The sequence below is a fragment of the Microcoleus sp. B3-D2 genome (genome assembly GCF_036705345.1).
In the GTDB taxonomy this organism is placed as follows: domain Bacteria; phylum Cyanobacteriota; class Cyanobacteriia; order Cyanobacteriales; family Microcoleaceae; genus Microcoleus.
Genome location: NZ_JAUBUG010000086.1, coordinates 1 through 26,535, shown reverse-complemented (window position 1 = coordinate 26,535; position 26,535 = coordinate 1). Strand labels below are relative to the sequence as shown.

At 45.3% G+C, this 26,535-nt stretch carries 20 protein-coding genes and 1 pseudogene; 12 read left to right on the top strand and 9 right to left on the bottom strand.

Annotated elements, in window-relative coordinates; all coding sequences use genetic code 11:
- The first annotated feature begins 146 nt into the window (after window positions 1-146).
- Window positions 147-626: a hypothetical protein gene (locus QUB14_RS24695; protein ID WP_190660196.1), complete on the top strand. Its 480-nt coding sequence runs from the start codon at window positions 147-149 to the stop codon at window positions 624-626.
- 175 nt (window positions 627-801) lie between these two features.
- Here the strand turns inward: QUB14_RS24695 and QUB14_RS24690 are convergent, their stop codons facing one another.
- The gene (locus QUB14_RS24690) at window positions 802-2,847 is read right to left on the bottom strand and encodes a S8 family serine peptidase (RefSeq protein ID WP_333220259.1); all 2,046 of its coding nucleotides are present in this window, start codon (window positions 2,845-2,847) and stop codon (window positions 802-804) included.
- A gap of 254 nt (window positions 2,848-3,101) precedes the next feature.
- On the opposite strand from QUB14_RS24690, the gene QUB14_RS24685 reads away from it, so the two are divergent.
- The 4 genes from QUB14_RS24685 (at window position 3,102) to QUB14_RS24670 (ending at window position 7,145) form a co-directional block, all read left to right on the top strand.
- A complete protein-coding gene (locus tag QUB14_RS24685) occupies window positions 3,102-4,157 on the top strand; it encodes a UPF0104 family protein (RefSeq protein WP_333220257.1) in 1,056 nt (351 codons plus the stop codon).
- A gap of 220 nt (window positions 4,158-4,377) precedes the next feature.
- A complete protein-coding gene (locus tag QUB14_RS24680) occupies window positions 4,378-5,031 on the top strand; it encodes a DUF1190 domain-containing protein (protein WP_333220255.1) in 654 nt (217 codons plus the stop codon).
- A gap of 62 nt (window positions 5,032-5,093) precedes the next feature.
- On the top strand, window positions 5,094-6,401 hold the full coding sequence (locus tag QUB14_RS24675) for a glutathionylspermidine synthase family protein (protein WP_333220253.1): 1,308 nt from the start codon (window positions 5,094-5,096) through the stop codon (window positions 6,399-6,401).
- 18 nt (window positions 6,402-6,419) lie between these two features.
- On the top strand, window positions 6,420-7,145 hold the full coding sequence (locus QUB14_RS24670; RefSeq protein ID WP_333220251.1) for a hypothetical protein: 726 nt from the start codon (window positions 6,420-6,422) through the stop codon (window positions 7,143-7,145).
- A gap of 159 nt (window positions 7,146-7,304) precedes the next feature.
- On the opposite strand, the gene QUB14_RS24665 is transcribed toward QUB14_RS24670, so the two are convergent.
- Both QUB14_RS24665 and QUB14_RS24660 read right to left on the bottom strand, forming a co-directional pair.
- Window positions 7,305-8,054 (bottom strand): amino acid ABC transporter ATP-binding protein, encoded by a 750-nt coding sequence (locus QUB14_RS24665; protein ID WP_333220249.1) that lies wholly within the window; start codon window positions 8,052-8,054, stop codon window positions 7,305-7,307.
- Complete coding sequence (locus QUB14_RS24660) at window positions 8,020-9,483, bottom strand: ABC transporter substrate-binding protein/permease (RefSeq protein ID WP_333220247.1); 1,464 nt, start codon at window positions 9,481-9,483, stop codon at window positions 8,020-8,022. Before QUB14_RS24660 ends, QUB14_RS24665 begins: the two co-directional genes overlap by 35 nt.
- Window positions 9,484-9,876: 393 nt before the next feature.
- On the opposite strand from QUB14_RS24660, the pseudogene QUB14_RS24655 reads away from it, so the two are divergent.
- Window positions 9,877-10,008: pseudogene (locus QUB14_RS24655) on the top strand (GMP synthase (glutamine-hydrolyzing)); the annotation flags it as partial.
- 96 nt (window positions 10,009-10,104) lie between these two features.
- Here the strand turns inward: QUB14_RS24655 and QUB14_RS24650 are convergent.
- The gene (locus QUB14_RS24650; protein WP_333220245.1) at window positions 10,105-10,638 is read right to left on the bottom strand and encodes a DUF2726 domain-containing protein; all 534 of its coding nucleotides are present in this window, start codon (window positions 10,636-10,638) and stop codon (window positions 10,105-10,107) included.
- 21 nt (window positions 10,639-10,659) lie between these two features.
- Window positions 10,660-10,932: a hypothetical protein gene (locus QUB14_RS24645; protein ID WP_333220243.1), complete on the bottom strand. Its 273-nt coding sequence runs from the start codon at window positions 10,930-10,932 to the stop codon at window positions 10,660-10,662.
- A 310-nt stretch (window positions 10,933-11,242) separates the two neighbouring features.
- On the opposite strand from QUB14_RS24645, the gene QUB14_RS24640 reads away from it, so the two are divergent.
- The 4 genes from QUB14_RS24640 (at window position 11,243) to QUB14_RS28820 (ending at window position 15,501) form a co-directional block, all read left to right on the top strand.
- Window positions 11,243-14,395: an NACHT domain-containing protein gene (locus tag QUB14_RS24640; RefSeq protein ID WP_333220241.1), complete on the top strand. Its 3,153-nt coding sequence runs from the start codon at window positions 11,243-11,245 to the stop codon at window positions 14,393-14,395.
- Window positions 14,392-15,180 (top strand): NACHT C-terminal alpha/beta 1 domain-containing protein, encoded by a 789-nt coding sequence (locus QUB14_RS24635; RefSeq protein WP_333220239.1) that lies wholly within the window; start codon window positions 14,392-14,394, stop codon window positions 15,178-15,180. The genes QUB14_RS24640 and QUB14_RS24635 overlap by 4 nt, the downstream gene beginning before the upstream one ends.
- Window positions 15,150-15,290 (top strand): hypothetical protein, encoded by a 141-nt coding sequence (locus QUB14_RS24630; protein ID WP_333220237.1) that lies wholly within the window; start codon window positions 15,150-15,152, stop codon window positions 15,288-15,290. Before QUB14_RS24635 ends, QUB14_RS24630 begins: the two co-directional genes overlap by 31 nt.
- 133 nt (window positions 15,291-15,423) lie before the next feature.
- The gene (locus tag QUB14_RS28820; protein WP_445251863.1) at window positions 15,424-15,501 is read left to right on the top strand and encodes a hypothetical protein; all 78 of its coding nucleotides are present in this window, start codon (window positions 15,424-15,426) and stop codon (window positions 15,499-15,501) included.
- Window positions 15,502-15,722: 221 nt separating this feature from the next.
- On the opposite strand, the gene QUB14_RS24620 is transcribed toward QUB14_RS28820, so the two are convergent.
- Window positions 15,723-16,643, bottom strand: coding sequence for a cation diffusion facilitator family transporter (locus QUB14_RS24620; protein ID WP_333220233.1), 921 nt, complete (start codon window positions 16,641-16,643; stop codon window positions 15,723-15,725).
- Window positions 16,644-16,884: 241 nt separating this feature from the next.
- Here QUB14_RS24620 and QUB14_RS24615 point away from each other — a divergent pair, with 241 nt between their 5' ends.
- Window positions 16,885-17,232 carry a hypothetical protein gene (locus tag QUB14_RS24615; RefSeq protein WP_015174783.1) on the top strand — a complete coding sequence of 116 codons (348 nt, stop codon included), beginning with the start codon at window positions 16,885-16,887 and terminating at the stop codon, window positions 17,230-17,232.
- Between the two features lie 126 nt (window positions 17,233-17,358).
- Here the strand turns inward: QUB14_RS24615 and QUB14_RS24610 are convergent, their stop codons facing one another.
- Genes QUB14_RS24610 through mtnA form a run of 3 tightly spaced genes read right to left on the bottom strand, consistent with a single transcriptional unit; the run spans window position 17,359 to window position 19,807 of the window.
- Entirely contained in the window at window positions 17,359-18,216 is an 858-nt protein-coding gene (locus QUB14_RS24610) for a rhodanese-like domain-containing protein (protein WP_333220231.1), read from the bottom strand.
- 3 nt (window positions 18,217-18,219) lie between these two features.
- Window positions 18,220-18,696: a type IV pilin-like G/H family protein gene (locus QUB14_RS24605; protein WP_333220229.1), complete on the bottom strand. Its 477-nt coding sequence runs from the start codon at window positions 18,694-18,696 to the stop codon at window positions 18,220-18,222.
- Window positions 18,697-18,745: 49 nt separating this feature from the next.
- Window positions 18,746-19,807, bottom strand: coding sequence for an S-methyl-5-thioribose-1-phosphate isomerase (gene mtnA, locus QUB14_RS24600; protein WP_333220227.1), 1,062 nt, complete (start codon window positions 19,805-19,807; stop codon window positions 18,746-18,748).
- Window positions 19,808-20,341: 534 nt separating this feature from the next.
- On the opposite strand from mtnA, the gene QUB14_RS24595 reads away from it, so the two are divergent.
- Window positions 20,342-26,212, top strand: a complete 5,871-nt coding sequence (locus tag QUB14_RS24595; protein WP_333220225.1) for an SdrD B-like domain-containing protein — start codon at window positions 20,342-20,344, stop codon at window positions 26,210-26,212.
- The last annotated feature ends 323 nt before the right edge of the window (window positions 26,213-26,535 follow it).

The window sequence follows — 26,535 nt, the reverse complement described above, 5'->3', positions numbered from 1 at the left end:
TCTAGGGAGTAGGGTTTCATTTTTCTCTTTTTTACCACCTCTACTATTGTACCTAATTGTTAAGCAAAGTGCTGTATAGTTCAATAGGGTTGCTTTTCGCGCTAAGCTAAAAGTTAAGAATCAAAAAATAACATCAAAAGTCTCAAATGACAGTCACTGAAACCTCCAACATTCGTAAACTGCTGTGTGATCCAGACTTAGGGCTGATTCCTCACCTAGAAAAGTGCCTGAAAGATTTGCACTCATCTGCGATCGCCAGTGGAGAGAAATTCAAGGTAGAACCTTACGATATAGAACTCAAAAGCTGCCACACCCAGAAGCATCCCAACGACCAAAAACCCCTCGTCACCCAGTCAGTGTTAATAAAAGTTCCCCTGACTGGGAAAGTTCAAGACAAGATGCACCTATATCTGATCGCAACTGAGTTGCAGAACCAAATCGACTTCAAAATTATCGACTGGAGTGCCTTAGAACGCCGCCAATACGACATTCAGGGCATCCCCTTAAAGCAGCCGATCACCAAAATAGACGGTCAGATGAATTACGAGTTAGTATTCGATCGACCAAGCTACTGCTGCATCACCCTGTGCCGCCAATTTGACTTAACTTACGCCGCCAATTTTTAATACCAATTCCCGCCGAAAGTAGTGATACAGATTGATTGTAAGGAAGCGTCTGTAGGGACAGGGCAATGCCATGTCCGGCGCGGGGAGTAGGACACGGCATTGCCGTGTCCCCACGGTTTGCTTTTAATAATTGGTAGAAGATTGAGGATTGTAGATCGATCGCACCCGATCCAATTCAAACCGATCGATTGGCAGTTTCCGCAAGAATCCTCTTAATATCAGCAGGAGTCAGACTCGGATTAGCTTGTAACATTAAAGCTATCACCCCGGATACTTGTGGCACTGCCATTGAAGTACCCGCAAAATATTGATAGGGAATCCCCGGTTCCGAAAGTGACACAGTTGAATAAACGTCACCAGAACCCGTCGTGCCACCGTCGCCGCCCGGACCAACAAAATAATTAATTGCCTCCGAACCCGCCCGGTTAGAATAATTCGCAAACAAGCCATTTCGGCTAACAGCACCGACAGCAATTCCTACCTCATTGGCAAACCGAGCTGGATAATCTGCTTGTGCGCGAGCATCATTTCCTGCCGCCGAAATCACGATCGCGCCTTGAGCTTCAGCGGCTCGAATCGTATTCAATTCTTCATAATTCAACTCTTGGCCGCCCAAACTTACATTAATCACCTTCGCTCCATTTGCCACCGCATAATTAATGGCATTAATTTCATCCCGAATTTTACCCACCCCTGCGCCATCAAGTATTTTCAAAGGCATAATCTTCGCAGTCGGAGCCGTTCCAGTAATCCCAACCCCATCTTTTTTCGCAGCAATTAAACCCGAGATATGAGTACCGTGATTGTTATCATCCATCGGGTCATTATCGTTATTGACAAAATCCCATCCTCGGAAATCGTCAACAAAGCCATTGCCATCATCATCAACCCTGTTGCTAGCTTTATTGCGACCGATCGCATCAACACCGGTTTCCCCCGCATTACTCCAAATATTCCCCGTCAAATCCGGGTGATTGTAGTCAACTCCGCTGTCGATAACTGCCACCACAATTCCGTCTCCAGTCAAGCCCTGGGCCCAAACCTCCGGAGCTTTAATTAAATCTCTGCCCCACTCGTCGCCGCCCAAGTCGGGAACGTCAGGAAACGGTGCAGTACCTTGAGCGTTAGCAACTGCCGCCGCTGCATTCACCAAACCGAACCCAAAACGAGAGTCAAAACCTTGCAAGTTGCTCGGGTTGTTAGGAGAAACAGTTGCAGGAGTTGCAGACAGATTTAGGGTGAAATCTGTACTGCCTTGGTATTGATAAACTCGGACAAAGTAAGTTCCTGCAGCTAAACCGTCGATGTCGATCGATTCCGGCGATAAATCCAATTCTTGAGAAGAAGCAATAATATCGGTGAAGTCAATAGAATTGTCGCCATTAATATCTTTAATCACGGCAACGTCAACATCCGCCGTCAAACCGCTGACAGTTAATTTAAAGTCGCTATTTGCAGGCAAAGTAAAGCGGTAAAGGCTGTCTGGCAGGGCGTTGCTAACCGAGTCTGCGATCGTTTGAGTGTCGCCCAAAATGCCTAAATCGCGAGCTTCGCTGAGTTGGTTGCCCAATACGGTAGTTGCAGAGATGAATGTATCGGCGAGGTCTTGTGGAGATGCGTTGGCTACCAAGCCTAAAATAGCATTGGATTGGCGAATTTTAATTAATGTATTGGAAATACCGGGGGCGATCGAGATTTCTTCGAGAATCAAGTCAGCTTCGGTAAGGTTGTCAGTCAGTCCGATCGAATCCACAAAACTGTTAAAGTCAGTAATAACGTCTGCAGCAGCCGGATCGGTGACTGCGGAGTCGCTGCGGAGGACAAAGGCATCGAAGCCCAAACCCCCTGTCAGCATATCTTTGCCGCCATCGCCCACTAAAACGTCGCTGCCGGAGTCACCGTTGAGGGCGTCATCTCCCTTACCTCCCTGCAAGGTATCGCTGCCGGCATCGCCAAACAGGATGTCGCTGCTGACACCGCCGTTAAGCACATCGTTATCTGCACCCCCGAACAGGGTATCGGAATTGCTGCCGCCGAGAATGCGATCGTTATCATTATCGCCACTGATGCGATCGGCATCCGACGAACCGATAATAAAATCGTTGCCGCCGAGGGCAAAAAATCCGTTAGGATAAGGAGTCAAAAAGCCCGGAGTCAAGGCGAAACTATTGGGGCTATCATCTAAAAGATAGGAAAGACCGTCAGGGCTCGGGCCGGGCATAGAAATGTACTCCTAGCGAGGTATATCGATCTAAATTTTAGATTTTAAATTTAAATTTGTGGTTAAAAACGCTCTAAATAGTCTGTAAGGCGGGCATTACGCACAGTCTGTAGAGGTCTGCACAGGTGAGGTTAAACAGATTTATTCCGTCATATCGTGCCGTGTAAATCAACGACAATTCCGCCTTACCCTGTCTAAAATATAAAATCTAAAACACTATAAGTTAATCCCAAATTCAAAATCGGGATCAAAAAATGGGAAAACCACAATTGCATCGAATTCAGAATTTTTTGAAGATCGCGAAGTCGCATTTAAAGCCTTATTTGCGCTATTTGATTTTGGGCGGGACGTTTTTATTTATTGCCAAAGCTTTTTTAACTCACTGGCGAGAAGTCGCGAATATCCAAATTCGAGCCGAAAGTTTTCCCTTGCTGGCGATCGCCCTCGGCGTCACTTTATTGTCTCTAATTTTTGTCGGCTGGGTGTGGATGTTGATTTTGCGGGAATTCCGCCAACCTGTAACTGCCGCCTGGGCAATTCAAGTTTTTCTCAAAACTAATATTGCCAAGTATTTGCCGGGGAATATTTGGCATTTTTGGGGTCGAATATTGGAGGCAAAAAAGGCCGGCATTTTCCCGAAAGCTGCTACTCTCAGCGTGTTGCTGGAACCGCTGCTGATGGCTTCGGCAGGCGTTTTGATTGGGTTGATTTGTTTTGACAAATTCAATTGGTTTTGGCGGCTTGTCGGTTTTGCTGCTATTTTAACGGCGATTCATCCCCGAATTTTAAATCCTATCGTTCTATTTGTAGAGCAGTTGAAGTTATCAAAGAATAATGGGGAAATTTCAAATACTGGGGAGGAGGCAGGCGAGGAACTGAATTTTCGTGTAGAGTCTGCCTCAAATATAGCAAAAAAAACATCGAATGTCAAGTCCAGCCGCCAAATTAATTTGCCAATTAAACGCTATCCTTTAGTGCCGTTAATCGGACAAATGTGTTTTATCGGATTGCGGGGCTGCGGTTTTTTGCTAACTGTAACGGCTTTAACTCCGGTGAACTTTAGCAATATTCCCAACTTGTTCGGTGCTTTTTGTTTTGCGTTTGTTGTCGGTTTAGTTGTACCGGGTGCACCGGGGGGAATGGGAGTATTTGAAGCAACGGCGATCGCCCTGCTGTCCGATCGCTTTTCTACGGGTATAATTCTGAGTGCCGTGGCTTTGTATCGGATAATTAGCATTCTGGCGGATGTTTCCGGTGCATTTTTAGCGAAGCTCGATCGGCAGCGAAATCAGCGCAGTAAAAAAAGGTGAATTTGAAATAAAATATTTGAGGAATATAATATGCTGCGTTCGAGGAATCCCTGAATCGGGCAATGTAGTAAAAGCTATAATCAAAGTCGAGAGTGCCCACTCACAGACTTAGGTAAATTACTTGAACTTTGGCTGACCGTGTAAATCCAATCATCTCAGTGGCAGCAAATTCATCACATTACAAATTCTTTGAAATAACGACTCTAACCTCCGGTTAGCCATGACTCATAACAACAATCGAACGACAACAATTCGTTACCTTCTAATTACATCAGGTGTACTGGCGAGCGGTGGATTAGGCTATCTTGCTTATACCATGTTGCACCAACCCAACGAAGTACGCTACTACGAATCCGAACAGCAATGTATTGTAGATGCGACTAACCAAAGCAACGGGTTCACCAAAGAGCAGTGTCAGGCCCAGTTCCGATACGCAATGCAGGAATACGAACGCATTACGCCCGTGTATCGCACGCAGCCAGAATGCCAAGAAGACACAGCAAGCATTTGCTCGCAGGTATCGAATTCCAGCGTTGCTACCCCCGGATGGCGACCAGAGTTCGGCGGCTTCTATTTCACCGATGATGTCGATGATGATGCCCCTCCAACAGTGGTCAACGGCGTCAACGGCGGCTCCTACACGGTTTATCCAGTGCAACCCGTTTACCGCTCCCACATCGGAATTGTAACTCCAGATAGAACCCAGATTGCTCGTCCCCTACAGGGCATACCGCTAGATTCTCCCTACTTTTCCTCCAGTGGCGACACCCCAAATCGCCCCCCAGGCCACGCAGCTCAGGGAACCATCAAAGGACGAGGGAGGTTTGGTAGCGCAGTCCGTTCCACGGCTCCTTTGGGAGGCGGAGGAAAGTAACCAAGACCGATTTTTCTCTATTTTTCCATATTCTCCAGTGTCACTAGCTAGGTGCTTCATCCATGTATCCCTTTTTGTTTCAGCGACGGCGCAACTGGCAACAGCACGTATTAGATAACGCCTACCAATGTCAGCCTCTTGCAGATATCAACCAACGCTACTGGGCAGAAGCCTTAGACCGTCCCTTTGGGGTGATGTTTTCGCGCCAGGAAGAGGCGAGTATCTGGGATGCTACTGAGGCTCTTTGGGATATGTGCCGGGAGTTTTTGGACTGGTTTTTTACCGCTGATGGCCTAGAAAATCGGATGAAAAAACTCGCTATTCCCCCTGCTTTCTGGGAAGCAATTCAGGTTTCGTGGGATCGGGTTGACGAAGCAGAAGATATGTCTCTTTATACCCGTTTAGATCTTGCCGTCACTGAAGATGGAAAAATTAGCCTTCTAGAAATCAACGGCGAAACTCCTCTCTTGGGTGCAGAAACAGTCTATCAATGGCTGTGGTTAGAGGACATGAAAAAACAAAGCCGAGATTTGCGATCGCTTCCCAACGATGCCAATCAGTTCAACAACTTTTGGGACGAAGTTGCGGGTCGATTCCGCACTCTAAGTCGTCATTATGATTTAAAGCAGTTCGGGCTGAGCTTGTTAATTGACGAGCATCTGTCAGAAGATACCGAGATGGCAGGACAACTGGTCGAAATTATTAATCAAGAATTGGAAAACGATCGCTTTTTCACCCAACTTGTAGGATTGCGTAACCATCTGGGCGTGGATGAAGAAGGATTTTTTGTCGATCAATTTAATAATCGGATCTTGCGGCTGTGGAAAATCGTCGATTGGCTGGATTTGCAACTCGCCAGCCAATCTTTTAACGCAGATGAAGCCCTAGCATCGCGCCTGATAGCAGGGGACGTGAAAATCATTGAACCGCTGTGGAAACAGATTTTAAGCAATAAAGGATCGATGGTGTGGATGTGGGAATTATTTGGCAACCACCCAGTTTACGCTCAATTCTTGCTACCCACTTTCTTCACAGATACTATCTCGCTCGAATCCACAGCATTACTGACCAAAATGCACGTCAAAAAGCCCCTCGTCGGTCTAGAAGGTGTTGGGGTTTCTATTGAAACAGGCGATTTTGTTGCCGGAGCCGTTCACGCCCGCGAGGCGATGGGCTACGATCGCGAAGGATTCATTATTCAGTCCTATCAACCCTTGCCCGAATATTTTGGCTACCACTTCGTCGTAGGTTCCTGGATTGTGGGCGATACTCCATCTGGCATCGTATTGCGCGGAGATACCAATCCGATCACCGGGCGACATTGCTTAATCGTTCCGCATATCGTGAGCGATCGTCTGGTGAATACTTAACTTCTAATCAGAAAAACTATGAAATTACAAACTCATGATGTCCGAGGAATTCCGATTCTTAGCAGTGAGTGGAGTGTAGATGAATTTATTGCCGATGAGTTAAAAATTCCCGAAGTCGCGCCTACAATTCAGGCTGGATTTATGGATCTCCTTAGCCGAGATGTGTTCTCTGAGGGAGACAGTCAGCCACTCTACGAGCACCTCCTCTCTCGCAGTTCGGAGTTCTCGTTAGAATTCATGAGTGCGATCGAACTTTGGCTGCAAGACGAATTACGGCACTACGTTGCTCTACGTAAGGTCTATCACATGGTATCAGGTTTGTCCCTAGAGGCGATCGACCAAAAAAACCAGAGCCGGGTGCATGAACTCGAACCGATCTCGTTTCTGATTGAGAACGAATTCACCATTCTAGTTGGTTTAATGTTTGACGAAATGGGTTCCGTGTGGTCTTATCACCGGGATATTAAAGAATTCTACCAACACTATGGGAACGGCTTTGCTCGCGTAGGACATTTGGTGACGCAGGATGAGGGGCGGCATTTTAGGAATGCTGCGACTCTCATCCAACATCGCCATCCCGACAAAATCGATCAGATCGAACCCTTATTAGAAAAGATTAGCGAGATAGAAGCCGGTCTTGCTTATTATCCCAAGACTTTCTTTCTCGATCACGCTCAGGAAAGACACCGCTTTCCGAAAGATTTTAATACCCAGGTGATTCAAAGAATTCTCTCATTTTTCTAACAGAATTACCACGTTAATCATCGGATAAACATTATTATACTTTCCGTGGCGATCGAGCATCTCAAACTGACGCACCCTACCGCAACTTTCTCTTTCTCCTCTAACTCTCTCTGTGTCCTCTGTGTCCTCTGCGGTTAAAAACTCTAATTCTTATATGAATTAAAGCATTTTTTCCAGAAATTGCTTGGCGCGATCGCACTTTGGGTTACTAAAAAACTCCTGCGGCGGCACATCTTCCGCCACCTTTCCGCCATCGAGAAACAATATCCGGTGGGCGACTTCCCGCGCAAAACCCATTTCGTGAGTTACAATTGCCATTGTAATTCCCGTTTTCGTCAAAGCTTTCATCACATCTAACACTTCTTTAACCATTTCTGGATCGAGTGCAGAAGTCGGTTCGTCCATCAACAAAATTTCCGGTTCCATCGCCAAACAGCGGGCGATCGCCACCCGCTGTTTTTGTCCCCCCGAAAGCTTAGAAGGATAAACCTGGGCCTTATCTGACAAACCCACTTTTTCCAGCAATTCTAACCCCTTCAGACGCGCCTCATCCTTAGCAATTTGCTTCACCTTTACAGGCGCATATATCACATTTTGCAGCACAGTCATGTGCGGGAACAAGTGGAAATGCTGAAAAACCATCCCTACTTTCTGGCGGATTTTCATAATATCTGCCTTCGGCCAAGTAATATCCACTCCGTCAATGTATATGTGTCCAGAAGTCGGAATTTCCAGTAAATTCAAACACCGCAAAAAAGTAGACTTGCCGCACCCCGAAGGGCCGATAATGGCAATCACTTCTCCTTTATGAATCTCAGTAGTTATCTCGCGCAAAACCTTCAGATTGCCAAAAGATTTATACAGGCGATCGACCTTAACTGCTAGTTTGGAGTCTGCGTTCGAGTACATTGGCCCCCCAAGTTAAACTAAGCACCATCAAATAATAAATTGCGCCGACGAATATCAAAGGTTCAAAGTAAATATACTTTTCTGCTCCCACAATTGTAGCGCGGCGCAGCAAGTCTTCTACGCCAATTACTGAAACTAAAGCTGAATCCTTCAGCAAAGCAATACTTTCATTCACCAATGCAGGCAAAATATTTTTCAAAGCTTGCGGCAAGATAATATCGCCCATCATCAGTTTGTAGGGAACGCCAAGGGATTCTGCGGCTTCTTTTTGACCTTTATCTACGGCTTGAATTCCGGCGCGGATTGTTTCGGAAATATAAGCCCCTGAATTGAGGAAAAAAGTAATCACGCCAGCTTGCAGCGCCGATATATTATACCCCGTAAGCTGCGGCGTTGCAAAATAAACTAAAGTCAACTGCAAAATTAGCGGTGTTCCGCGAAAAATTGAGGTGTAAGCAGTGGCAAACCAGAACAGCGGTTTAATGCTAGAAATTTTAAACAGAGACAGGACGATTCCCCAGATAAATCCGAGAAATGCCGACAGCAAGGTAAAAGTTAGCGTTACCCCAAGCCCGGACAAAATATAAGGTAAACTCGGCACGATTTTCCCAAAATCTAACCCGAACTTGGGCGCTACCGCAGGCTGATTTGCTTGAGCAGGTTCTTGCGGAATTGGTCGAGAAAACCACTTAGTAGCTAGTTCCTTAATTTGACCGCTGGCTTTCATTTGTTGGAGGATTCGGTTGAATTCTGGAACTAATCTCGAACCTTTCGGAAAGGCGATCGCCGAACCGCTTTCTTCAGTATTCGGGATTGTGTTAAATTCCAAGTCCGGGTTCGCTGCTGCATAACCCGTAGCGACAGTATCCTCGATCACTCCTGCGGCGATGCGGTTGGATTTAATTTCTTGAATGATGTCAGGAATCCTATTGAGAGCAGCCAATTGCACACCGGGCATTTTTTTCACAGCTTCCTGCTGAATGCTTCCGAGTTGAACGCCTACTTTCTTCCCGGCTAAATCTTCAGCTTTGGTCAAATTGCTGCCTTTATTGGCGACAATTGTATTTTGAGCTTCGTAGTAAAGGTCAGAAAAAGCAACATTTTTTTTCCTTTCTGCTGTGGGAGTCATTCCAGCCATCACAAAATCGGCTCTTCCCGCCTGCAAAGCGGGAATTAAGCCGTTAAAATCCATGCCAATTACTTTCAGCTCGTAGCCCAATTTCTTAGTAATATATTTGGCAATATCGATGTCAAAACCGATGATTTCATTGCCGCTAACAGCCGTATCTTTAAATTCATAGGGCGGGTAGTCTGGGGAAGTCGCCAGTGTTAAAGTCTTGTTGGCTTGGGCGTAGCTGGCGATCGCAATTAAACAAAGGGCGATCGCGATCGCCGCCGCCAGCATTGATTTTAATTTTAAACGTTTCATATCGAACATTGTCCTAAAAAATCCCCTCGCCCAGGAAATATACCACAAATCGGAATCAAGTCACGATTGTAAAGGAAGATATACTCCTGGACGCACGGGTTGCCAGAAACCGGGTTTGATGGACAAACAAACTGCATAATTAGCCTTTAACAATGGTAAAAAACCCGGTTATAAAGGTATTAATCTGCCCAGGGCTAGAGATAGATAATTGTGCCACCAACTTATATTTAAAAAATGTCCGAAATGCACATTTTTTAACATTTTATAAAGTAAAGCTTGTCCGCACAACTCCCACCCATGTTGTACCTTTGTCCTATTTGCGATCGGTATTTCTAATCACCCAGCATATTCCATTTGTATGTGGTACAAGGTATTCAGTAGATCAGAGCAAAAGCTGATTGGGCGCGGGTTCCTTACGATTTGTTGGAACTGATGAGGAATCGGATTGTGAATGAGGTTAAGGGGGTGAATCGGGTGATTTACGATATTACTTCTAAGCCGCCGGGAACGATCGAGTGGGAGTAATACCATTGTCGATTATTGATTTTCGATTTGGATAGATGCCGTCTGTAAGTCCTGTGTTAATTACAGGACTTACACAGAAAAATTATAGTCTAAGAGTCAACTGTCAACTGTCAACTGTGTTGAATAGTGTTGCAAAAATGCTTCCAGTTCTGTCCGTCCTTGTTGGGTAATTGAGTTGTAGAAGACTTCTTTTTGTCTATTGGGAGTGTAGAAACGATAGAAGCGCCGATCGAGATCGATTTGTCGCAGGTATACTAAGGGAACGCCAACAGATGCAAGGAGTCGGGCTTTTTTGCGATCGCGCACCTGCACCTCTGGGCGATCGTGCCAATGAGATTGACATTCTATCACCAGTTTGGCTTTGCGACTAGCACGACAGCCGCGTTCCATCAAGGCGATATCGACTCTGGAACTCACCCAAAATTTCCAAAGTTCAATGGGAAGACGGGGGAAAGTTTCTCGACGAGAACAGATCATTTCTAGGGGAACTTGGGGACAGTAACGGAAGCGATCGCCTAAAATCATCTCTAGAATATCGATAGCGATCGTTTCTAACTCGTTGATGATTTCTCCGCTTTGGAATTGGGGAAATGAAGACAAAGAATTGTCACAGTCAAAGGCGTATAGCATTAGTTTTGTTTCCGATTAGGGTTAGTGGGAATTAAAGGGGTTGTAGACGACTGTCCAAGCGTTTGCACCAAGAGCGGTAGCAGTCCAAGCGCCCTTCTGGTAAGGTTTGCCTTCTTTCCGAGCGCGGTAGAGAGTTGTGGTGGATACCTCCAGCAGTTGTGCGGATCTATGGGTTGTGCAGGATTGCTCTATTACAGTTGGTTGGGATGGGAGTTTTACCCTTCTCTTTTTGTTAAGGGAGTCGAGGGGAGTGGGTGGCTCGTCTGGGAAAAGGCTGAGTTGGAAGGCTGTCATAAGCTGAACCTTTGAGTCTTAATGATTCAAGCCTATTGGGGTCAACTGGATTTCTCCAGAGCAAAACGGTTCAGAAAAAAGTGAACTGATCTGAACTGGTCAAGAAACTTGATGCTGACTATGCTAGGGATAGTTTTGATTGAGATTTTGCGCCTGTGCTGTTGTCCCGCCGTGGACTCAAGTCCACGGCTAATAGCGAAAGTCCACTTAAGTGGACTGAAGAGCGCTTTTTTGGGTCAGCATTTAGTCCTCTTTTAGAGGACTTTCGCTATGAGCCAGGGGTTTAAACCCCTGGCGGGCTATGCAACTGATGCAAAATTCTCAATTTCATCCACTTTGGTTGTTAGCAATGAGTCAAACTATGGCATCTCGCAGTGTTCGGATTGATGGCGCAGGTTTGGATAAAGTTCGTCAACGGATGGCTGAATTGGAAAAGCCACTAAATCCAGATAAACGAGGTTGGTCTCAAGAAGACCTTGCAAGGCAGGCGTATGTGCATCTTAGTACGGTTAAACGCTTTCTTGAAGGTACGCCACCCGATCGCGGTACTGTCATCTCAATTCTTAAAGCATTAGAATTTGAACCCATAAACTTTATTGCCGAACATGACTCAAACTTGCAGAATTCTAAGCGAGATCCACAGCCAAACATTGCCATTGATTGGCAGCGAGTTGGCCAAGAAATGTTAAAGGAACAGCAAGAGGAGCAACGCTTTAGACGGAGAGCGACAGAAAGGGGATTTGAAGTTAATGTTTTTGTACCACTAGGATTAATCGAACGGAAACAGCAGCAGCGTCGCAGTGGCAATGTGCCTATGGAACTGGTGCATCAATTAGAACCGGAAGTTGTTACCCGAATTTACGAGCATGATGAATTCATGACTGACGTTATTGGACAAAACCATACAGGAAAAAATAAGCATATTGCTATTGTGGGCGAACCAGGAGCAGGAAAGACAACGCTGTTAGATAAAATCGCCACTCACATTCAGGAAAATAATCAAGATTTGCCGATTTGCATTGCGCTGGCAAGTTTGCAAGGAAAGACACTGAAAGAATACATTATTCAGGAATGGTTGCCAGAAGCAATTTCTCTGGTTTATCCCGATATTGATGTAGAGAAGTTTCATGAAACATCTCTACAAAAACGCTTGCGTCAAGGTGGAATTTGGCTATTACTCGATGGTGTCGATGAAATGGCTGTAGGGGCGAATAGTTGTTTGTCCTTACAGGAAATCAGAAACCAGCTTACTGATTGGTTGGGTAATGTGCGGGTTGTTTTGACTTGTCGAACCAATGTTTGGGATGCCCGTGTCAACAATCCCCTCACAGGTTTTGATACTTACAAAACTCAGGAGTTTAAACCAGAGCAAGTAGATGATTTTATTCAGCAGTGGTTTGCTGAAGCAAAAAATATTCAACGGGGACAGGAGTTACAGAAAAAGCTGCAAGAACCGCAAAAAGAACGCATCCGCCAACTCGTAAAAAATCCGCTTAGGTTATCTCTACTGTGTCAAATATTCAACAACAATAAACAAGCCGAATTACCCGAAACTAAAGCAGAACTATATAAATACTTTGTCTGCGATTTCTATGAGTGGAAACCAGCGCAATCGGGTATTGATTGGGCGACTGAACCAGGTTTGCAAAAAGAATTACATCAAGCCCTCGGTCGTTTGTCTATAGCAGGATTGGATAGTGATACTCGATTTCGTTTGTCACTGAGTTTAATTCATCAAGAAATGGGCTACAAACTTGGTAAATTAGCCAGGGATCTCGGTTGGCTGAACTTGGTAGATTGGGAAGCTACAAAACATGAACCTGTTTACGCATTCTTTCATCCTACATTCCAGGAATATTTTGCATCTTTAGTAATTAAGAATTATAAATGTTTCATGGAGCGCTATCGAATCTTTGAAAGCCAATGGCTAGAAGTAGCTATATTATGGTTAGAAAGCTCCCAGATTTCAGCAGTGTTAAAGAAAGACTTGATCGACACAACAACCAATTTTAAAGAAGACAAATGGAAAAATATGTATGGGCTTAAGCTGCTACCATTAAATATAGTTTACTGGTGTCAAACTGGCAAAATAGAATTTATTGCTGGATGGGTGTATTTCGTTTGCTTGGATGATCGTATACAAACAAAAGAATACAAATTATGGTTTCCTGGTTATGAGGAATTCATCATTGAATCGTTAAAATATTATGCTTCCAAAGAAGCCTGTGATATTATAAGTGAAGTCATAAATAAGAATACTGATTTAGAACTCTACAAACTATCTAGCCTTTTAGAAGTTTTATTTAAAATCAACCCGGAGCATGAATGCTTAAAAGTATTAATCCCTAAATTATTAAAAGACGATCGTGAGGGACGTGCCATAGAAGTGGCAAAAATAGCTTTAAAAAATGATAATTTCAAGCAAATTGCGGCTGATTTTTTAGTTGATGCTTTATTGAAAGAAGATGAGCAAGATGAATTACAAAGTTTTTCTATCGTTAAGGTTTTAATTGATTATAACATTTTGGACAAAGTGGTTATTGGTAAGTTAATATCATTTTTAAACAGTCAAGATTATACAGTTCAATTTCTAGCTATTTCACATTTAGACAAACTAAGCATAAATCATAACGCTTTAGTCAACAATCAAGAAGTATTGGATGCTTTGATTGATTTCATCAGTCAAAATCGAGACAATTACATCAGTATTACTCCTGCTGTCAGTATAATCAAGAGACTTGATATTGATAATTCAAAAGTCAACGAAGCAATCATTGATTTGTTATATACTTCACAAGATCAAATAATCATTATGTCTTTGGTTGAATATTTGGAAACACAAGGTTTTATTGTAAAAATTATTAAGAGGTTAATCCAATTAATTGCGAATGAAAAAGACAGACATGAATCTATAGTTTATGCTCAAATGTTAGTAATGGCAAGCTCGAACTATCCAAAAATTTTCGAGAACCCGTCAATCATTAAAAAAATAATTTTTTTGATAGAATCAAAAAAAGATTTTTACTATTTTGTAATACAAATTTTTTCTCAAACTACAACAATGTATGAGCGTTTTAAAAGAGTAGGCTACCAGAGTAGCAAAGATAAGATATTCATTGATTTTCTAAGTTTAGTTATAGAAAACTATATAAATAAAAATACAACCGAGGATTTAAATTCAACCGAGGATTTAAATTCAACCACAAGTAACGATACAGAAAATAATATAGAAGATTATTTCATGGAAAAACAATATGTTGAATTTGTTTCACTAATTAGCGATCCCGAAAAATTAAACCTTACAAATTTGATGCAAAATAGTTTTACTACAAAATTATTATCTAATAGCAAAGAAATTGCGATCGCCAAAATCAAACAAACTCATTTTGAAGTTATTGATAAATTAATTGAAATTATTCAAATAAAGATCATACATTACGCTTTATTTGTATTAAAATTTTGATTAAAATTGAAACATTATCAAAACAATCGATTATTGATAAATTAGTAAACTTAACCGTAAATTTAAAAGACAGTCAAATTCAATGGTCTCTTGCCGCCGGATTAAAACAAATTACTCACAAAGCACAACTGCAAAGGCTAGTTTTTGGTCTAAAGGATTATGTAGAAGATGCAGTTGCTAACTTGGACAAGGATTTATATATAATTGCTCATTCAGTGCTTTGGCATTGTGCTAATCACTTGAGTTATACGGAATTTTATGACGCTTGTTGTGTTCAACCATCCTGTACTGACTTAGAGGGATCTGAAAACATCTCTATTGCTAACTCTTCTACTCCTCAACTTCTCAACAACGTTGACCAATTTTCAGTCCTTCAGTCTGCGGTTTCCCATAATGAAGAACTCGATCAAGCAGTACAACTGATTTGTATTGATGGTAGCGAATTTAATCCTCTAGATAATCCTGCCACTGATATCTATATCCAAATGGTAGAGCAAGGTTGTCCAGAACGACAAGAAGGAACACCCACAACTATGCCACTGCTCAAAGCCTATTGGCGACTGAATTTGAGAAACCTAGAAAAACGAGTTGCTTTGGTGTTCTACAACTCTAAAATCGATCGCGAATTCACCGAACCTTTTCTAACTGCACTGAGTGCTTTTGGAGGCACGATCGCAATCATCACCGATCGACCATGCGACAATGTAAAACGCATTTCTCCTAACCATCCGAATCTCATCGATGCAGTTTTGAAATGGCTGAATCGCTCGATTTTGGAGGCTTGAATTTTGATTTTGGCAGCAGGCGATCGCTTTTTCACCAACTCAGGCCCGATCGCACTCACACCCCCAAATCCAACTCGATCGAAACATTTCTTCATCTTTCTCTGAATTAAGAGAATCGTCGGCTAAAACAGAGTAGGAGAATTTCCCCTACGATCGAGAGTAGATAGGCTAGCACCAGATAAAATAAAGTAAAAATTCCATCCGCACTACCTGTTGAGATGGCTGCGAGCTCTCGGTTCAAAAGTGGAGATTTTGCTACCTTGGCATTTGCGGGGGGAAATGGCTACAGAAATTCAAAATACTTGGAATTTATACAAATAGAAAGACAGAAATCGACGACAGCCGATCGATCTATTGTGGAAAACTTGCCGATTTCTGTGGAAAACCCCCCTTTTCCTGTGGAAAACAGCAACTAAATTAAGTGCGATCGCTCTAACCCGATTGATAGGATTTAAAAAATTGGAGGAATTGCGGTAAGTAAAAATACTTTCCCCATTCTTCAATTAATCCGTGTATCCGTGTCAAAATCACTGGTTGTGCCTTCATTTTTCAGAATCGTAGCTAATTTGGTCAGATTTGTAAGCCGGCGGCTCAACGTGAATTAAGATGCGTACAGGGCTGAAACGTTCTTCCAAACGGGCTTCTACTTCTTCTGTAATCCGGTGAGCTGTTTCTACATCCACAGCATCCACAATCATGTGCATATCAATAAATACTTGACGCCCTACAACGCCACGGGAGGCGATCGAGTGACAGTTGACAACCCCCGGTACATCGATCGCGATCGCGTGAATAACTTCCGGTGCGATCGCCATTTCATCCACCAACCAAGGCAGATTTTCTCTTAAAACCTTCCAACCGCTGCTAAATACCAAAACAGCCACAGGAAAAGACAAAAACACATCCAGGAATTGTAATTGAGGTATATTCCAAACCTGCCCTTGCCAAACACCAATCAACCCGCCGATCACCATAATTGTCACCCAAACATCGCTCATCGTGTGCTGAGCGTCAGCCACTAAAATCGCGCTACCGAGACGTTGGCCAACTCTGCGCTCGTAAAAAGTGACAAAAATATTAATCCCCAGTACAATCAGCAAAATCCACAGTTCATTTGGGGATATTTTGACAATTTTACCCCCGTTAATCAGCCTTTCGACAGCACCGCTGAGAATTTCAAAACAGGCAATTCCCAGAAAAGCAGCAATTCCCAGAGCTCCGAGAGCATCAAATTTTTGGTGTCCGTAGGGATGATCGCGATCGGGCTGCGGATTGGCATAATGATTAGTTACCAATCCTAAAATATTATTAGCGCTGTCCGTGACGCTGTGCAAAGCATCTGCCAGCAAACTGAGGGAACCAGTCAGCCATCCCACGGCTGCTTTAATTGCCATCACCAGCAAATTTAGTAATAAAGTAATTATTAAAACCTTGCGGACTTCGGAACGGTTATCGGCAACCATAAAATATCCTCGCTCAGCCGTCAAGTTTTCTGGCTTCTAGTTTAAAGCTTATCAAGTCATAAAAGGTTAAAAGTATTGCTGAATCTAGCTTGCGACTAGATTTATATTCATTAATTTAGCCTAGCTTCTTGAGACAATTTTTAATTAATACCAGTTTCGCCGTCCAATTGAGCTGGAATGTACTTCTTTTGGGTTACTATATTTTTTATCATTAACAATAGTATGTTAAATTTCATTGCCCATGTCTCTTTCTCCGCTGACACTGAATTTAGTCGAAGGTTCTGTCTCCTTTAGCTTTTCCCCGCAAGCCGCGCGGGATTTGCAAAGCGAAATTGCAGCTTTGATGGAAAGCTTGAAAGCTGTAGCAGCCAAAACCGCTGGCGCTAAAGCTTCTCCCCAAAAACCGATGGAATATCGGTATGCAGGAGATGTATTTTTGGAAGTTTTCTGCAACCCGAATATCTGGCCAACTCCTTTTGCTGCGAAAGTGCTGATTACGGTTCGGGACGATCGCGTGCGCGTCACCACCGAAGCCGAACTCAGCCGCCTGCGCGACGATCTCGCTCAGTATATCGAACAAGTCGGTTGAAATTCTCAACCTCGATCGTTTGTAGTTAATAGGTTGAATCTGAATTCAGATACCATTCTCAAGAACAGGCTTTCTGGCCTGTTCCACAAACATTAAATTTTATTGTGGGCAGTAGGGGTTGGGCTTCTAGCCAGCCCCTGAAAGGCTTATTGAAAGGGGATAGCTATCTGCAGGCGACGCCGACCATTCCCACATAGAACCTGCATAATTCTTAGCATTAAATCCTGCATTTGTCAACACACAAGTCAACCATCCAGAGCGAATTCCTCCGGAGCAATAACTCACAATTTGAGTTGACTGCGAAACTCCTTTTTGCTGCAAAATAGCGACAATCTCCCCACGACTCAGCAGTTGTCCCTGTTTGTCCATTAACTGTTTGTAATAGAGGTGAACCGCACCGGGAATGTGGCCGCCCCGCTTTTCTCCGTAAGGCGTTTTACCTGCATATTCTCGCGGCTCTCTGGCGTCAATAACTACTAAATTATCATCTCCTAAAATAGCTTTCAATTCATCCCGTTGAATTTCCCAATTCGAGAGGCGAGATATTACAAAATCTCCTGTTTGCGGTGGATTGTTTGCTGCTTTTACTCGATTAATTCCAGCTTTGATAAAAGCCCCATATCCTCCATCGACAAAAACTGCTTTTTCGTGTCCCAAAGTCCGCAGCATCCAAACAATTCGCCCGTCTTCGCCCCACCCTTTCACCGAATCTGCAACGACTATGACCGGTTTGTCTTGACAAATACCAATTGCTTGCAGTTTTTGAGTTAAAACTGTGTTGTTTTCGATAATTTTTCCCTTGTGGGGAAAGTCCGATCGCGAAAATTCCTGCCAAGTTACGGGAATAGCTGGTGGGAGACGACAAAACCACTTTAAAATAGGTGCGCGAGCATCTAGTAAAGTAGCTTCTTGTTCCAGCAATTGCTTAGCTAAATCTGCATTTACTATCAAGTTATTTGCTAAATTACCCAGTAAATTAGACATAATTTATTGAGTAACTTTGGCTGTATTAGCACCGCAGGCTAAAACCCCTTTGGTATTAGTTGGATTAGCGGGTTTAGTCTTGCCAGGAGCAGCATTTATACACAAGATTGTTTGGGTCTTGTTTCCCACCAAAAATACTCCCCCCACAAAACTTTTGAGATTAGCTTGCTTCGATACTCCGTAGTTAAATACAGCACCTTTTTTCACCATGCCGATCGAGTAGCTGTAATTGGCTGCGTCAGGTTTAACTTGGAGACCGAGATAAACCAATAGATTGGAAACAGAACTTGTAAACCCGGCTTTTTCAGCATAGTAAACTTGCTGAGCTTTATTCATCGAACCCACAAATTTTTGCGCTTGTGATTCCTTAGCTGTAAGCGTTTGTGACACTTGAGCTTCCGAGACAGGACTGAAAACAACTGGCAGAGTTAGAGCTGCGATCGCAACTTTGAGCTGCCAGTTGCGGCTGCTAGGAATCATGCTTAATTTCACAGGCAACAGGCGGAATGAGCGGTTGAGAAACATACAATTAAACTAATTGTTTTGCCTGAAACTGTTTCAACGCCCCAGGAGCAACCGTGCCGTGTTCAGTAATAATTCCTGAGATTAATTCCGCCGGAGTTACGTCAAAAGCGGGATTGTAAAATTCGACTCCCACAGGACAAATCCGCGTAGTTCCAACTTGATACATTTCAACTGGATCGCGTTCTTCAATGGGGATTTGGCTGCCGTCGGAAAGTTCAAAATCAATGGTAGACAGAGGGGCGGCGACAAAGAAGGGGACATTGTGAGCTTTGGCAACAATTGCTAAACTGTAAGTGCCAATTTTATTGGCGGCGTCGCCGTTAGCAGCGATTCTGTCTGCACCGACAACTACTGCGTGAATCATGCCGAGTTTCATGCAGTGAGCGGCCATATTGTCGGCTATTAATGTGACAGGAATTCCTTCTTGCACGCATTCCCAAGTGGTCAGTTTTGCACCTTGGAGACGGGGCCGAGTTTCGTCTGCAAAAACTCTTCCGAGTCTTCCTTCTCGCCAAGCAGAACGAAATACACCTAAAGCAGTACCGTAGCCTGCTGTTGCCAACGCACCTGCATTGCAGTGAGTTAGTAAGTTCAATTTTTCCGGTGTAGCTGGCAGAACTTCTAAACCTTTGTCGCCGATATCTTTACAAGTTTGCAAGTCTTCTGCTTGAATGGTTTTGGCCATTTCTAACAAAGTTTTTTGCACTTGTTCGACAGAACCGCTAGTTCTCTCGGCAGTTTTGAGCATTCGCGATATTGCCCAAAACAAATTAACCGCCGTGGGACGAGTCGATCGCAATAACTCGCCAACTTGTTCTAATTTAGTAAAAAACTCGGTACGATCGCCCGTTTCGATTTCTCGCGCCCCCAAATACATCCCGTAGGCTGCGGCAACCCCGATCGCCGGAGCACCTCGGACTATCATAGTTTTAATCGCCTCAGCCATATCTTCGTAGCGGCTAATTTCGACTACACCGTATTCTTTCGGGAGTCGGTTTTGGTCAATTAGCAGAACTCGGTCTTCCATCCAAGTGACGGGGGAAACAGGGGAGTTTTGAGCGGTCATCTATTTCAATTATGTGAGGGACAAGTTTCTATGATGCCATGAAGGCGACTATTCCTCTATGTTATGAGGGACACGCTGAATTTGCCAAAATCCCAGCCCTGCGGTTTGAGATTCGAGACTGGAGATTTGAGATTGAAGAATTGCTGGATACCTACCACTCTCTGGGTTTGGAACTTATACAGAGTTGGATTCTTTTTCACCAAAGTGTACTTAGTAAAAAACCGAACATTAAGTTGTGTAAATTATACTTACGTTTTTGGAAAAATTTCCGTAATCGGGAACAAGCTAGCTGTACCTGGGGTCTGTTTTTTTTAAGTTGAGAATGAAAAAGTGCGATCGAGTAACTTTCCAGATCCAACAGATTTACAAGAATCACAAAAATAGATAATCGTAAAGCTTTGTCTGTACAACTCTTTTACTCAGTTAAAGGCGGGTTTTGTGGTTGCCGTATTTGTGGTGAATTGAAGTAGCGACTATCATCGCACGGAAACAACATTTTGAAAACCTAACTAGGTGCATGAGGGAAAGGTAATTATGAAAAACCAACAAATAGTATTCGTAGATTCAGCAGTTGAAGATTGGCAGAGTCTGGCGGTCGGTGTTAAAGCGGGGATGGAAATAATTTTAGTCGATCGCACGCGGGACGGCATCGAACAAATTGCCGAAGCACTGCAGATCCGCAAAGGCATAGAAAGCGTTCACATTATTTCTCACGGGGAATCGGGAAGTTTGCAGCTAGGGCCAACTAGCCTGAATTTCGACAATTTAGAAACATATCGTGACTGCTTGAAACGGTGGTTTTCGTCATCTGTCAACTCAATTAAAAATCGATTTGAAATTCTGCTTTACGGTTGCAACGTAGCAGCAGGTGAAAAAGGAGAAGCTTTTGTACAAAAGCTGAGCAAGTTAACAAAAGCTAATATTGCTGCTTCTTCAGATATTACGGGCAGCGCCCAAAAAGGCGGAAACTGGATACTTGAATACGCTACTGGAGCTATTAAAACAGGATTGGCGCTCGAGCCGGAGGTAATGGCCAACTACGCGCATACATTGGCTACTTTTACTGTTACTAATACCGCTGACTCTGGGCCTGGTTCGCTGCGAGATGCAATTACTCAAGCCAATGCCCTTGCTGGGGCGGATATTATTAATTTCAATATTCCCGCCGCAGGCGTTCAGACGATCGCGCCCCTGAGTTCCTTACCACCAATTACTGCGGCCGTAACCATTGACGGTTTCAGCCAACCAGGGGCGACTTCGGGCAACTTACTAATTGAGCTAAGTGGAGCCAGTGCCGGGCCTGGAATCAACGGCATACTAATCATCGGCAGCAACAGCACCGTCCAAGGACTCACGATCAATCGCTTCACCAACTCCGGGATCTTCATCGCAGGCAACACTTCGACGGGAAACTTAGTGCGGGGCAACTACATCGGCACCAATCCAGCAGGGACTGCTGCCTTGCCCAACGTCAGTGGCGTGGTGGTTGACAATGCACCGGGCAACACGATCGGCGGAAGTACACCAGCCGATCGCAACATCATTTCTGGCAACAGTCTTTTCGGCGTATGGCTCAACAATACCGGTGCAGCAAATAACATCGTCCGAGGCAACTACATAGGTACGAACCCCGCAGGTACTGGTGCATTGGCAAACGGCGGCACTGGCATACAGGTTCAAGGTGCGCCCAACAACACGATTGGCGGGACTAACGCAGCCGATCGCAACTTGATTTCTGGCAATGGCAGTGCTGGCGTATTTATCGATGCGGCGACAGCCACAGGCAACACTGTGCTGGGCAACTTCATCGGCACCGACATCAACGGTACCGCAGACTTGGGCAACGTCGGTTTTGGGGTGATGGTACAGAATGCCCCGAACAATACAATCGGCGGAAATACTGCTGGTGCGCGCAACATCATTTCCGGCAATAATGCTTTCGGTGTAGTGATTCAAAACGCCCCTGCTACCAGCAACGCTGCCACAGGCAACAGAGTCGTGGGGAACTTCATCGGCACGGATGTCAACGGCACCGCAGACTTGGGCAACACCTTGACTGGCGTGCTCATACAGGATGCTGCCAGCAACACGATCGGCGGGACTGGTGCGGGCGATCGTAACATCATTTCCGGCAATGACGGTTTCGGCGTGCAAATTCTCAACGCCAATGCCACTCTCAACTCGGTACTCGGCAACTACATCGGCACCAACGCCGCAGGCACTGCTGCCTTGCCAAACATTATTGGCGTCGTTGTAGACAATGCACCCAGCAATACGATCGGCGGTAGTGTCGTAGGCGCTGGCAATATCATTTCCGGTAACAGCAGTCCCATCGCAGGTTTAGGCGTCCAGATTACAGGCGCCTCTGCAACAGGCAACACTTTGCGCGGCAATTTCATCGGCGTTGCAGCCAACGGTACTAGCCCCTTAGGCAATAGCTCAATCGGAGTACAGATTACCGCTGCAGCAACTAATAATGCGATCGGCGGTACAGCAGCAGGTGAAGGAAATATCATCGCCAACAACGGTAATATCGGCGTAGCTGTTGCATCTGGTACCGGCAACAGCATCCAAAACAACTCCATCTTCGCCAACCTTGGCTTAGGCATCGACCTCGGCAACGACAGCATCACCGCCAACGATCCCGGCGACGCCGACACTGGTGCAAACAACCTCCAAAACACCCCCGTACTCACCACCGCTACCGCCAGTGGCGGCAGCGTCACCGTCGCGGGAACTTACAACAGCACGCCCAATACCACGTTCACCCTGCAATTTTTTGCTAACACCCCCCCCGACACCCAAGGTCAAACCTTTATCGCTTCTATCCCGGTAACTACTGACGCCGCCGGCAACGCTGCTTTCAATCAAACTTTCCCAGCAGCAGTCACCGCAGGCCAATTAATCACCGCGACAGCAACAGACGCCGCCGGCAACACTTCTGAATTTTCGGCACAGCCTGTTCCCGTTGTCGTACCGCTGAGTACCATCACCGGCATCAAATTTAACGACATTGACGGCAACGGCACTCAAGCTGCCGGAGAACTTGGCGTCGCCGGAGTTACAGTTTTCCTCGACACCAACGGTGACGGCATCCTCAGTGCCGGCGAAACTTCCGCAACTACCGGGGCTGACGGCAGTTTCACTTTCGGCAACTTGCCTGCTGGCACTTACAGCGTCCGGGAGATTGTACCGGCTGGAAGCCAAATAACTACGGTTAACCCGGTTGCAGTGACGCTGGCAGCAGGTCAAACTACTCCTGCTACAGTTAATTTCGGCAACCAAGCAATAGCAGTACCGCTGAGTACCATCGCCGGCATCAAATTTAACGACATTGACGGCAACGGCACTCAAGCTGCCGGAGAACTTGGCGTTCCCGGAGTTACAGTTTTCCTCGACACCAACGGTGACGGCATCCTCGGTGCCGGCGAAACTTCCGCAACTACCGATGCTAACGGCAGTTTCACTTTCGGCAACTTGCCTGCCGGCACTTACAACGTTCGGGAAGTTGTACCCGCCAACAGCCAGCCAACTACTCCCAATCCGGTTGCAGTGACGCTGGCAGCAGGCCAAACTACTCCTGCTACAGTTAATTTCGGCAATCGATCGACACCCGCTGTACTCGGCAGCATTACTGGTATAAAATTTAACGACATTGACGGCAACGGCACTCAAGCAGCCGGAGAAGTTGGTGTGCCCGGAGTCACTGTTTTCCTCGACACTAACAACGACGGCATTCTCGGTGCCACAGAAACTTCGGCAACCAGCGATGCTAACGGCAGCTTCACTTTCCCCAACTTGGCCTCCGGTACTTATAACGTCCGGGAAGTCGTGCCGCCAAACAGCCAACCAACTACTCCCAATCCAGTTGCAGTGACGCTGGCAGCAGGTCAAACTACTCCTGCTACGGTGAATTTCGGCAACCAAACCATACCCGCTGTACTCGGCAGCATTACTGGTATAAAATTTAACGACATTGACGGCAACGGCACTCAAGCAGCCGGAGAAGTTGGTGTGCCCGGAGTCACTGTTTTCCTCGACACTAACAACGACGGCATTCTCGATGCCACAGAAACTTCGGCAACTACCGATGCTAACGGCGGCTTCAATTTCCCCAACTTGCCCTCCGGCACTTACAACGTTCGGGAAGTTGTACCGTCATTAAGCCAGCCAACTACTCCCAATCCGGTTTCAGTGACGCTGGCAGCAGGTGAAACGACTCCTGCTACAGTTAATTTCGGCAATAGCCTCCAGACGGGCACCATAACTGGCCTTAAATTCAACGACACCAACGGTAACGGCACTCAAGATACCGGAGAAATTGGCATCCCTGGCGTCACGATTTTCCTTGACACTAACAACAACGGCACTTCAGACACTGGAGAAACCCAAGTTACTACCGGTACCGATGGCAGCTACAGCTTCCCCAACCTGGAAACCGGCACTTACAACGTTCGGGAAGTGGTGCCGACAGGTTTTACACCAACCACCCCTAACCCCCGAACCGTTCCCTTAGATCCAGGTCAAACTTCCACTGCCAATTTCGGCAACCAACAAGTCCCGCCAACACCAACGCCGACTCCGACTCCGACTCCGCCTCAGCCTCCGACTCCCGTCCAACAAAGCAGCATCAGCGGTCTTAAATTCAACGACGGCAACGGCAACGGTACTCAGGATGCCGAGGAAACTGGTCTTTCGGGATGGCAAATTTTCCTCGATGCGAACGCGAACAACTCTTTAGATTCGGGCGAAACTACTGTTACCACTGACAATTCTGGTAATTACAGTTTCAACAATCTCAATCCCGGCACCTACAATGTGCGGGAAGTGCAGCAGACTGGCTGGACGCAAACTACTGCTAATCCGGCGGCGGTTAATCTGGGCAGTGGCGAAAGTCGTAGTGGAATTAATTTTGGCAATTTCCAAAATATTAGCATTAGCGGCAGCAAGTTTAATGACCTCAATAACAATGGGGTTTTGGACACTCAAGAACCGCTCTTGCCGAACTGGCAAATCTTCCTTGACGCTAACAGCAATAACTCTTTAGATGCTGGAGAAGTTAACACTTCAACTGATAGTTTGGGCGGCTACAGTTTCGCTAATTTAGGACCGGGAACTTATCGAGTGCGGGAAGTAAATCAACCTGGTTGGACGCAAACTACTGCCAATCCTGCTGATATTATTGCTGTCAGCGGCACTAATGTTAGCAATATTAACTTTGGCAATTCCTTCGCCCAAGCCCAACCAACACCAACACCAACACCAACACCACTACCACCGCAAGAAGGACAAGATGCTGACTGCATTTGTTCGCAAATTGTTTTACCCAGTATTAGCAGTATTCGCGGTCCAAATTCTGTCACGAATACCCGTAACGGTACTAACGGCAACGACACTATTATCGGCACTAATAACGGTGACGAAATAAATGGTTTTGACGGCGATGATTTGTTGGCAGGATTGCGGGGCAATGATAATATTTACGGCGGACTTAACAGTGCTTTCCCGGTTGGCCCAGATATAGACAGGGACTTGCTGTTTGGAAATGAGGGTAATGATTACCTCAACGGGGTTGCTGGAGATGATTTAATCTTTGCGGGCAAGAACGAAGATGTTGTTTACGGCGGCAAAGATGACGACATTATTTTTGGCGACCAGGAGAGCGATACTTTAATTGGCGACCAGGGTAACGATACTATCTACGGGGGAACTATTAACCCCTTCGACCCGGATTTGACTGGCAATGATTTGCTGTTTGGTTTGGCGGGCGATGACTTCCTCAGCGGGGAGAAAAATCAAGATACGATCGCCAGCGGTGACGGTGATGATACAGTGCGTGCCGGCAAGGGCGATGACTTAGTTTTCGGCGAATTGGGCAGCAACCTGCTGTTTGGCGATGAAGGAAGTGATACTATCTGCGGTGGCGAGGGGGAAGATACAGTGTACGGGGATATTGGTAGCCCTCTTCCCATTGGTTCTGCTGGCGGACAAGACCAAATATGCGGCGGTTTGGGCAACGATTTGCTGTTTGGCAATGAAGGTCAGGATACTGTCAATGGGGAGGTCGGGAACGATACTCTTTACGGCGGTAAGGATGAGGATAGTTTGCTTGGCAGTGCTGGGGACGATTTCTTGTTTGGAGATCAAGGGAATGATACTCTGATTGGAGGCACCGGGAACGATCGATTTATGTTGGGTATTGACCTCGGCAGCGAGACTATTTTAGACTTTCAATACGGTATCGATTCGATCGGCTTAATGGGTGGTCTGGATTTCTCCCAACTAAGCATTGTGGCCGAGAATAGTTCTACCCTCATCCGAGTTACTGGTTCCGGGCAACTTTTGGCAACTCTCAGCAATGTGCCTGCAAGCGTGATTACTGCCACAGATTTTGCTCTCCTCTAGTGCGATCGAGCTAATTAATTAGGTGAGAATATTGTAGGGACGATGGATTAAGAGACTGTTGGCGAATCAAAAAAGGGTGAAACCAAACATCTTACTGCAGATTCCACGTTGTTTGTGAAGTATACCCCTAATCCATGAATCCCCGTAGGGACAAGGCATTGCCTTGTCCCTACTACTTTATGAACCTGGAATACGGTGTATAATCATGGCAAATAAATTCTGATGAGCCAGAAGTAATATCGTTTTCGGTGTGCGATTCGTTTAGCCTAAATGGATAGGTTCTCCTATCCAGGGACGGTTAGCCTGACTCCGAGGAGTTAGTG